This window comes from Acinetobacter sp. UBA6720 (genome assembly GCF_002454215.1).
In the GTDB taxonomy this organism is placed as follows: Bacteria; Pseudomonadota; Gammaproteobacteria; order Pseudomonadales; family Moraxellaceae; genus Acinetobacter.
In genome coordinates, this window is the sequence record NZ_DKIK01000028.1 from 1 (window position 1) to 10,917 (window position 10,917).

At 42.3% G+C, this 10,917-nt stretch carries 9 protein-coding genes and 1 pseudogene; 2 read left to right on the forward strand and 8 right to left on the reverse strand.

What is annotated here, in order from left to right:
• The 4 genes from B4F08_RS02440 to prfB all read right to left on the reverse strand — a co-directional run.
• Positions 1 to 408, reverse strand: a 408-nt coding sequence (locus B4F08_RS02440; RefSeq protein WP_291372936.1) for a 3-deoxy-D-manno-octulosonic acid transferase, incomplete at its 3' end; no start/stop codon positions are given.
• 99 nt (positions 409 to 507) lie between these two features.
• On the reverse strand, positions 508 to 1,587 hold the full coding sequence (locus tag B4F08_RS02445) for an alkene reductase (protein ID WP_291372938.1): 1,080 nt from the start codon (positions 1,585 to 1,587) through the stop codon (positions 508 to 510).
• Positions 1,588 to 1,614: 27 nt separating this feature from the next.
• Positions 1,615 to 1,914, reverse strand: coding sequence for an ArsR/SmtB family transcription factor (locus B4F08_RS02450; protein WP_086209159.1), 300 nt, complete (start codon positions 1,912 to 1,914; stop codon positions 1,615 to 1,617).
• A gap of 141 nt (positions 1,915 to 2,055) precedes the next feature.
• Positions 2,056 to 3,151 (reverse strand): peptide chain release factor 2 gene (gene prfB, locus B4F08_RS02455; protein ID WP_110974628.1). Its coding sequence is split into 2 segments (ribosomal slippage): positions 2,056 to 3,078 and positions 3,080 to 3,151, totalling 1,095 coding nucleotides; the frame shifts between segments, so codons are not numbered across the junction.
• A gap of 478 nt (positions 3,152 to 3,629) precedes the next feature.
• On the opposite strand from prfB, the gene B4F08_RS02460 reads away from it, so the two are divergent.
• Entirely contained in the window at positions 3,630 to 4,406 is a 777-nt protein-coding gene (locus tag B4F08_RS02460) for a putative porin (protein WP_086209161.1), read from the forward strand.
• A gap of 189 nt (positions 4,407 to 4,595) precedes the next feature.
• A pseudogene (locus B4F08_RS02465) lies at positions 4,596 to 5,213 on the forward strand (putative porin); the annotation flags it as partial.
• 42 nt (positions 5,214 to 5,255) lie between these two features.
• On the opposite strand, the gene recJ reads toward B4F08_RS02465, so the two are convergent.
• From recJ to guaB, 4 genes are all read right to left on the reverse strand, one after another.
• A complete protein-coding gene (gene recJ / locus B4F08_RS02470; RefSeq protein WP_291372944.1) occupies positions 5,256 to 6,962 on the reverse strand; it encodes a single-stranded-DNA-specific exonuclease RecJ in 1,707 nt (568 codons plus the stop codon).
• A complete protein-coding gene (gene pdxH / locus B4F08_RS02475; RefSeq protein WP_291372946.1) occupies positions 6,963 to 7,619 on the reverse strand; it encodes a pyridoxamine 5'-phosphate oxidase in 657 nt (218 codons plus the stop codon).
• A 14-nt stretch (positions 7,620 to 7,633) separates the two neighbouring features.
• Positions 7,634 to 8,965: a phosphoglucosamine mutase gene (glmM, locus tag B4F08_RS02480; protein WP_086210252.1), complete on the reverse strand. Its 1,332-nt coding sequence runs from the start codon at positions 8,963 to 8,965 to the stop codon at positions 7,634 to 7,636.
• Between the two features lie 123 nt (positions 8,966 to 9,088).
• Positions 9,089 to 10,555 carry an IMP dehydrogenase gene (gene guaB / locus B4F08_RS02485; protein WP_063454399.1) on the reverse strand — a complete coding sequence of 489 codons (1,467 nt, stop codon included), beginning with the start codon at positions 10,553 to 10,555 and terminating at the stop codon, positions 9,089 to 9,091.
• Between the last annotated feature and the right edge of the window lie 362 nt (positions 10,556 to 10,917).

The following is a 10,917-nucleotide window of genomic DNA, read 5'->3' on the forward strand; positions in this document are numbered from 1 at the left end:
TTCTGTTTCAACCAAAGCCAACAGCTTAGGCTGATACAATGAAAAAAACTGACGAACTAAAGGCTTTTGATCTGCAGGTAAATATACTGCTTGGAACAGGTCTAAATAAGGTGCTTTTAAAAATAGGGATTTGGCCCGTGCCTGTCCCGTTTTGGTGGTATTGGTCACCAAGACTGGATGACCGGCTTTTAAATAATGTTCGATGAGAGGCTGCGCTGCATTGGTTTCACCCACCGACACCACATGGAACCAAATCGCTTGGCGATTTTTAACCGGTTGAAAGGGCCCGAAACGTTCGAGACATTCTTGTTGAAATTGTTCTGTACTCTCTGCACGTTTTTTTATTTTAGACTTATAAAGCGGTTTGATCAGCGCAAGTGCTGCGTTATACCAAAAAGGAGTAGCCAAATACGTGCTCCAAAAATCAATGCAAAAATAAAACAGCGCAACTCATTTTATCCCATGAATTACGCTGTTATCTTGTCGCGAATTGAACGGAAAAGCAATTTAAACCGCAGCAGTTTCCATTTCAGCTAAAGTCGGATAGTCCACATAGCCTGCCGCGACATCCGTTCCAATCATATTTTCCAGTTTCAGTTCATTCAGTGGTGCATCTTGCAACAGACGCTCATACAGGTCTGGATTGGCAATATAGTCTTTACCCCAAGACACTGCATCCGCTTGACCCGATGCCAACAGATCAACCGCATCTTCACGGCTTAAACGCATATTGGCAATCAATGGTACACCACCCGAACGTTGTTTGAGGTACGTACTGATACTGTCATCAGCCAAATATTCACGGGTAAAGAAGAACGCAATCTGACGTTGACCCAGTTGCTCTAGTGCATAACCAAAGGTTTCACGTGGATCATCATCGCCCATGTCATGCTCATCACCACGTGGAGCTAGATGCACCCCAACACGACCTGCACCCCAGACTTCAATCAATGCATCCACCACTTCAAGCAACAAACGCGCACGATTTTCTACGCTGCCACCATATTGATCTTTACGTAGATTGGTTGAGCTTTGTAAAAACTGATCAATCAAATAACCATTGGCCGCATGCAGTTCCACACCATCAAAGCCCGCCGCTTTAGCATAAACCGCTGCTTGCTTGTACTGCTCAACAATGCTTTGAATTTCAGCAATCTCTAATGCACGAGGAACCACATATTCACGTTTTGGACGTAATAAACTGACATAGCCCTTTTGTTGTACGCTACTTGCAGAAACTGGGGTTTCGCCATCCAATAAATCAGGGTGCGATACACGACCGACATGCCACAACTGCGCCACAATTAAGCCCGCTTTGTCATGTACCGCTTGAGTCACCTGTTTCCAGCCTTCAACTTGTGCTTCATTAAATAGCCCCGGTGTATTCAAATAGCCATTGGCTTCTTCCGAAATCACGGTCGCTTCAGAAATAATCAAACCTGCACTTGCACGCTGTGCATAATACTCTGCCATCATGACTGTGGGCACACGGTCTGCTGTTGCACGACTACGCGTTAATGGAGCCATAATGACGCGGTTTTTTAAGTGTAAATCACCCAAAGTTAAAGGAGTATTCAGTTCAGCCATAGTCGCCTCGATCGCCACTTTTTTCAATTAAAGTGAACGTTGCAAATGTTCGATATATTGCTGAATCAACGCTTCATTGCGCGAAAAATATGACCACTGTCCATTTTTCTCGACTTGAATTAAACCGGCCTGCTGTAACACAGATAAATGGTTCGACATCGTCGATTGCGACACATTGCCCAACCGCTCGATATGACCTGCACATACGCCCCGTTTAAAGTCACCACATTCGTCGCTCGATAAAAATTGTTCAGGCTTTTTTAACCATTCCAAAATTTGACGACGCGTCGGATTAGCCAAGGCTTTAAAAATTAAATCTATATCCATACTCAAGACACGTTTAATGGGCAGCAAAGCGTGATTCAGTTTCTTTTATCTAATATATCGTATTTTTTCGATTTTAATATCGAATTTTTTAGATATATTGTAAAATAACTTTTAACGCTTTGCTTTCATTCATTATTTAAATTACAAACCTTGTTTTAAGCTGGCTTCAATAAACTTATCAAGGTCACCATCTAGTACTGCACCTGTATTAGAATTTTCAACACCAGTACGTAAGTCTTTAATACGTGAGTCATCCAAAACATAAGAACGAATCTGACTGCCCCAACCGATATCTGACTTCGAGTCTTCAAGTGCTTGAGCCGCTTCGTTACGTTTGCTCATTTCCAACTCATACAACTTCGCACGTAACTGTTTCCATGCATGATCACGGTTGGCATGTTGTGAACGTTGGTTCTGACATGCCACCACAATCCCTGTCGGTGCGTGGGTTAAACGTACCGCAGAGTCTGTTTTGTTAATGTGCTGACCACCAGCACCTGAAGCGCGGTAAGTATCTGTACGCACGTCAGATGGGTTGATATCAATTTCAATATTGTCATCAACTTCTGGCGACACAAACACAGCAGAGAACGAGGTATGACGGCGGTTACCTGAGTCAAATGGCGATTTTCGAACTAAACGATGCACGCCCGATTCAGTACGCAACCAACCATAAGCATATTCACCTTCCACACGAATCGTTGCTGACTTAATCCCGGCGACATCACCGTCTGACTCTTCCATCAATTCAGCTTTAAAACCATGACGTTCAATCCAGCGCATGTACATACGCAGTAACATTGAAGCCCAGTCTTGCGCTTCTGTACCCCCTGAACCTGCTTGAATTTCCACATAACATGGGTTCGGGTCCATTGGGTTGCTGAACATACGGCGGAATTCAAGCTTCGCTAATTCTTCTTCTGCAGAATTCAATTCAGCCTGAACATCAGCCAGCAGACTCTCATCATCGGCCTCGACTGCCAAATCGAGCATCGCTTCTGCGTCTTCAAGCTGTGTTGCCAAACCATCTAACACGTTTAAGACGTTTTCAAGTTCGCCTTTTTCTTTGGCCATCGCTTGCGCACGGCTTTGATCATTCCAAATCGCTGGATCTTCTAATTCACGGAGAACCTCTTCTAAACGCTCTTTTTTCAGATCGTAGTCAAAGATACCCCCGTAATGTGAGACCACGGTCGTTTAAGTCTTTTAATTGGTTTAGATACGGATTAATTTCCACGTGAATTACTCTCAATCAATATAAAGCGAAAAAATAGTCGCTGATTATAGCACACTCAGTGGCTGTGATTATTCATCTCAAACCCGACACAACTGGCTCTTCTTCATAAGATGGAAAGTTAACCTTCAGTCAAGAAAGTGATTACTTCAATGAGCAAGCAAATCTCTATATGCTTCAGCAACCACATAAAACAAATCTGAGAGCATTTCTCAGCAGACAAATGGGCTAAACATTTTGGCCTAAAATTGTATAAAATATGGACAAAAATTATGAAATCCACAGAATCTACACAATTTTAATAAAACAAAACATTATAAAAATATAATTTATTATCAATTATTTAAATATGAAAAATTACATGATGTAACCATGGATACAGAGCATTAACTTTCCATTGGTTGACGCTTTTTTATTTTGACCTAGACTGAAGTTGTAACAAAAAATTTAAATATCGGTCCACTTTCGAGGGGTACATTCCATGAAAAAATTAGCAATTGCTTCAGCACTTCTTTCAGCTTTGGCAATCACAGGTACTGCGCATGCCTACCAAGCAGAAGTCGGTGCTTCTGCTGGCCTAATTGATCCAGACAATGGTAGTTCAAGCGGCTCTTTTGGTGTGGATGGTACATACTACTTTAACCCAGTACAAACTCGTAATGCGCCACTTGCAGAAGCAGCATTCTTAGATCGTGCCAGTAATGTAAATGCCAAATACCAATACGATGAAGTTGGTGATGATGAACGTCAGCAATATGGCATTGGTGCAGAATTCTTCATTCCGAACTCAGACTTCTACCTCGGTGGTAAAGTTGGACGTGATGATTATTCTTTTGATAATGGCGGTGACTTTGATACTACAGTTTATAGTGCTGAAGTCGGTTATTTACCTGCTCCAGGTTTATTAATCGCTGCGGGTCTAAAGGGTTATGATAACGATTATGACGATGGCGTAGACCCAACTTTACGTGCCAAATATGTCACAACACTCAGTAATGGTAAAGACATAAACTTAGAAGCAGGTGCCGCTTTCGGAGACCTTGATGAATATAACCTTAAAGGCGATTATTTCATCGACAAAACTTTAAGCTTAGGGGCTGACTATTACAGCAATGATCTCACTGATACCAATGAATTCGGTATCAATGCTCGTAAATTCTTCACTCCACAAGTCAGCCTTGAAGGCCGTGTTGGTTTTGGTGAAGTCGGCAACAACGACTACAACAAATTCGGTGTAGCTGCGAAATACCGCTTCTAAAACCACTCAATTAAGGTTTGAAAACAAAAGCCCATTCTCGAATGGGCTTTTTTCATTTCTATAAAGCATTGTTATAAATAAAGATTGACTCTCTACTACTTTTTTGTACACTTCGTTACAACTGTCATAGAACAGTCATTATTCTTATAACAAAGAGAGAATCTCTAAAATGCTTAAACAACTTGCGCTATTGGTCTAGGTTATACAAACTCAAGTATTGATGAAGACGGTGCTGATTTGGAAATTGATTCAGTCGGTTTAAATGGTGAGTTTTTCATACCAAATTCTCAATTTTATGTTTCTGGTAGCCTAAACCGCTCAGAAGTAACGGTTGAAGGTGAGTTTGGTAAAGCATCCGATGATACTGTAGGCTATGCCTTAGAAGCAGGTTACCTTCCAGTCGATGGACTACTCATTGCTGCTGGTGTTGCCAAAGAAAATCTTGATCCAATATATGTTTCAAAAAATGGCTTCATTGATACATTTTCAAATATCTCCGCAGTAGCAGACGATACAGCTGTGACCTTACGTGCTAAATATGTGACTCAAATTGGTAACCATTTTACCAATTTTGAAGGTGCAACATACTTTGGCGATGAAACTGCATACCGCTTAGGTGCTGATTTATATATCGACCCAACCTTAAGTGTTGGTGTTTCATTTATGGATACAACATTCGATGACTTTGACACTGTTTGGGCTGTTCGCGCGCAAAAATTCTTTACACCTGCTATTGCTGTCGGTTTGAACTATACAACAACTGAAGATGCTGATTCATACGGTATCAATGGTACATTCCGCTTCTAATAAAAGTGAATATATAAAAAAACCGCTCTATAGAGCGGTTTTTTAATGTTGTTCTAAATGCAAAATGCGAAGTTGTACACTGACATTGCCACGAAATTCATTTTTATCCAACTCATAGACCAAACGAACTTGATGATTCATCTCATTAAACTGGTATTTGTCCGCCGCATTAAAGGCAATCGCATCCACCACCTGACCATTATCTAAAGCAAGGCGTAATTTTAAATGCACTTCTTTCAACCAACGGAAATCTAAAATCTGAAAATTTCCTTCAAAAATCGGGGCTGGAAACTTTTGCCCCCATGGGCTGAGTTGTTGCAAAATATTGACCGTCTCAACCTGAATATTTTGCGCAGGGAGCTCACCATCAGTCCATAAAGTGGCTGTAAATAAACGTTCATCCTGAGCTGCCATCAGTGCTTCAAAAGCCTGTTTAAACTCTTCAAAATGGCTTTTTTGAATGGTTAATCCTGCTGCTGCTGCATGACCACCAAAGTGGCTGACCAAATATGGATATTGCTCAGCAACACACTCAATGGCATCTCGAATATGAATCCCTTCTATCGAGCGCGCTGAACCTTTGATATGTATCCCGTCTTCATCTGCTGCAAACACAATACTTGGACGGTGAAACTGTTCTTTTAAGCGCCCCGCAACAATGCCTATCACCCCCTGATGCCAATGTGGCTCGAACATCAGTAAGGCCGCAGGTAAAGCCGTATCATCCAGTTGAATCTGATCTAAGGCTGTTAAAGCCTCCTGCTTCATCGTCGCTTCAACCTGACGACGCTCCACATTCAACTGATTCAGTTGCTCCGCCAATGGATAAGCAGTAGCAAAGTCCTGTGCCAATAGACATTCAATCCCGATATCCATGGTTTCCATGCGACCTGCCGCATTAATACGTGGTCCCAGTACAAATCCCAAATCTTGCGCTTTTAAAGTTGTAGCCTCTCGCCCTGCAATCTCGAGTAATGCACTGATGCCAGGACGACATAAATGCTGCTGAATTCTTTTCAGCCCGACATCGACCAAAATACGATTATTGTAATCAAGACTGGCAACATCGGCATAAGTTCCCAAGGCCACCAAATCCAGATACTGACTCATGACGGCCGAAGACTTATTGAGTTTTTTACGATAGCTCGATAAGTTGGCTAAAACATAAAAGGCAACCCCCACACCAGCCAAAGCTTTACTTGGAAAACCACAGCCCAACTGGTTTGGATTGACTACCGCTTCAGCATTCGGTGTGGGTTTAGTGGTCAAGTGATGATCGGTAATAATCACTTGCATACCATGATCTTGCGCTTGTTTCACACCGTCATGGCTGGAAATACCATTATCAACCGTAATCAATAAATCAGGTGTAAAGGTGGTAAATACCAAATCTGCAATTGCTGGGGTTAAGCCATAACCATATTTAAAGCGGTCTGGAACCAGATACTCTACCTGTGCCCCCATCTCACGCAAAGCCAAGACCATCAAAGCCGTACTGGTTGCACCATCTGCATCATAATCGCCGACAATGACGATTTTGTGATGCTGATCCATTGCAGCATCTATCAACTGAATCGCTTCGTTTAAGCCTTTCATATTAGGTGCTAGTAGATGCTTAAGCTTTAATTCCAGTTCTTGTGCTGACGCTACACCACGACGAGCTAAAATTTCTGCAATAAACGCAGGAACATCCTGAAATAATTCAGGACGGCTAATGAAGGGTCTTTGCTTAATTTGAATGGATGACATTTATGGCATCAAACGCTTCAACACCCAAACATCGTGCTGTTTTTCATAACTTAAGCGGTCATGCAAACGGTTCGGGCGCCCCTGCCAAAACTCATAGTAGTCTGGCTCAAGACGGTAGCCACCCCAAAATAGTGGTTTATTCAGTTCCGATTTACCTTCAACTTGACTTTGCAATTGCTCAAAACGTTGTTGCAATACCTCACGACTTTCAATTACGCCACTTTGGGGTGTACTGATATGTGCCGCAATTTGGCTATCTCGTGGACGCTTATGATAGTAGTCTGTCGATTCCGCTTCAGAAATTTTGACCACTTTACCCCCAATGCGAATTTGACGCTCCTGCTCCTGCCAATAGAACAGTAACTCTGCATACGGATTTTCAGCCAAATCATTGCCTTTTTGGCTATCATAATTGGTATAAAAATCATATCCAGCTTCGGTTGCACCTCGTAAGAGAACAGTCCGCACATGTGGACGACCCTGCCCACTCGCTGTTGCCAGCGACATCGCATAAGGCTCATGCAATTGTGCTTCTAGTGCATGGTTGAACCAAAGTAAAAACTGGGCATGTGGATAGGTTTCTACTCGTGCTTCGTACAACTCACCTTTTTGGTAACTTAAACGAAGCTCGCTGAGATCTTTAATTAAATCAGTCATTTTTCAACTCCTTTCTAAGCTGCATTCGCACGTACGGCATCAGCCAATGTATGAGCTAAAGTACTAACTTCATCGAGATCATCCCCTTCCACCATGACACGAATCACAGGTTCAGTCCCTGACTTGCGGATCAACAAACGACCACGACCTTTGAGTTGTTGCTCTGCTTTATCAAATTCAGCCACCAAAGCAGGCACTGCATAAGGATCAAACATCGCCTCTAAACGGACATTCACCAACACATTCGGTAAAAGCTTAAATTCAGCAACCAGTTCATGCAGGGCTTTCTTCTGCTCAACCATCACCGTCAACACTTGCAACGCTGCAATGATGGCATCGCCTGTCGTACTTTTATCTAGTGTTAAAATATGTCCAGATGGCTCACCACCAATAACCCAACCTTTTTCCTCTAGACCTTGTAGGACATAACGATCTCCCACTTTGGCACGTAATAATTCAACACCTGCTTTTTCTAAGGCAAGCTCTAAGGCCATATTCGACATCAGAGTACCCACAATTCCTGCTGGCTTTTTCTGCGTTTGCGTTGCGAGGATATAGAGGACATGATCTCCATCAATCAACTTGCCTGTTTTATCCACCAAAATAACCCGATCGGCATCACCATCAAATGCAATACCCAAATCAGCTTTATGCTCAACAACAGCTTTTTGTAAGCTTTCTGGATGGGTCGAACCACAACCCTTATTGATATTTAAACCATTTGGTTCATTGTGAATAGCAATAACTTTCGCACCCAATTCACGAAAAACTGCTGGCCCTACATGATAGGCAGCCCCATTGGCACAATCCACCACAATCGTTAAGTCATTTAAATCGTAGTGGTATGGAAAGGACGATTTACAAAATTCAATATAACGACCTTGTGCATCATCAACGCGAACACTTTTACCTAGGTTTTCAGTATCTTCAATGAAAATATCATTTTCTAATTCAAGGTTGATTTCTTCTTGTAGCGTATCTGGGAGTTTCTTCCCTTCACTTGAAAAAAACTTAATCCCATTATCAAAATATGGATTATGCGAAGCAGAAATGACAATCCCTAAATTTGCATGTAGAGCACGAGTCAAATGAGCGATAGCAGGGGTTGGTAGAGGCCCCAATAAATGTACATACACACCCGCAGCATTAAGACCCGATTGAAGTGCAGATTCCAAAATATAACCAGATAAACGCGGGTCTTTTCCCATGACCACCACCGGTTTAGCTTTTTTACTATGACGCTTAATCACTTTACCTGCGGCAAATCCTAACTTCAGCGCAAATTCAGGAGTAATAGGGAGAACGCCAAATTTTCCACGAATACCGTCGGTACCAAAATAACTCATGTATGTCTCACTTCTTAATGGGTGATTTGCATCATCCTTTTTCATTGTGAAATACTTTACACCAAAACGAAAAAGCCGTCATTTTTATGACGGCTTTTACATTAAACAATTGGTATAGCTGAATTAGCCAACGCGGTAGTTCGGTGCTTCTTTGGTAATTGTCACATCATGGACATGTGACTCAGACATGCCCGCAGATGTAATTTTCACAAACTTCGCATTTTGACGAAGATCTTCAATCACAGATGAACCCGTATAGCCCATAGAAGAACGTAAACCGCCCATCATTTGGTGTACGATGTTACCCATCGGGCCTTTGTATGGCACACGACCTTCGATCCCTTCTGGAACTAACTTTTCCGCACCTGCTTTAGAGTCTTGGAAATAGCGATCCGCAGAACCTGTTGCCCCTGCCATCGCGCCCAATGAACCCATACCACGATAGGCTTTATAGTAACGACCTTGGAAGAATTCAACTTCACCTGGCGCTTCTTCAGTTCCTGCAAGGAGTGAGCCAACCATAATCGTGCTCGCACCAGCGCCAATCGCTTTTGCCATATCGCCAGAGAAGCGGATACCACCATCTGCAATCAATGGAATTTGGTCTTTCAATGCATTGGCAACGCTATCAATCGCAGAAATCTGCGGCATACCAATACCAGCCACAATACGAGTGGTACAGATTGAACCTGGGCCAATACCGACTTTAACTGCGTCAGCACCTGCATCCAATAAAGCCAAAGCGGCATCGCCAGTGGCAATGTTACCGCCAATCACTTGGACTTGCGGGTAATTCGCTTTTACCCAACGTACACGCTCGATTACACCCGCAGAATGACCATGTGCAGTATCCACGACAATCGCATCCACACCCGCCTCAACCAGTGCTTCAACACGGCTTGGTGTTTCTGCACCTGTACCAACTGCAGCACCCACACGTAAACGGCCGAGGTCATCTTTACAGCTGTTTGGATAGCTTTCCGCTTTACGGAAATCAGTGACCGTAATTAAGCCTTTAAGTTCGTTGTGTTCACCCACAACCAAAACTTTTTCAATACGATGCTTTTGCAATAATGCTTGAATATTTTCTTTCGATTCACCTTCACGCACTGTCACCAAACGATCTTGGCCCGTCATGATATTGCTTACAGGTTGCTCAAGGTTCGTTTCAAAGCGTGTATCACGACCAGTCACGATACCAACTACTTTGCCATCCTTCACAACAGGTACACCGCTGATATTGTTGGCTTGAGTAATCGAGATCAATTCACGCACTGTGGTTTCAGGTGTTACAGTGATTGGATCTTTCACCATTCCTGCTTCAAATTTTTTCACACGACGGACTTCTGCAGCTTGTGCAGCAATATCCATGTTCTTGTGTAAAATACCAATACCACCGTTTTGCGCCATCGCAATCGCCATACGCGATTCAGTCACCGTATCCATCGCTGCTGACACAAGTGGGATATTTAAATTAATGCCGCGCGTGAATCGTGTCTTTAAAGAGACATCTTTTGGGAGAACAGTAGAGTAGGCAGGGAGTAATAGGACATCATCAAAAGTTAACGCGTCTTGAACGATGGTCAACATAACAGTCTCACTGGTAATTTCCGTGCGCTATTATAAACAAAAATAGCCTTAAATTTCATTGCAATTACAAAAATTATTTTTTTGTCTTAGAAAATAATATGATAAAACACGTATTTTATTTTTGAGCTATCATTTTCACGCTTATTTGTTTATTTCTTATTTTGCAAAGGATTTAGGTCATATTTAAAAACTTAGATTAGCATTTGAAGTGCAACACCATGTTGTTGCCATAATACCTGACTCGGACTTTTAAAGCTGAGTCTTTTTCTTGGACGGTGATTCAGACGTTTAGTGATTTCTGCAATATATTCATCTGAATACTCATTCAAGTCACTCCCTTTTTTAATGTATTGTCTGATTAA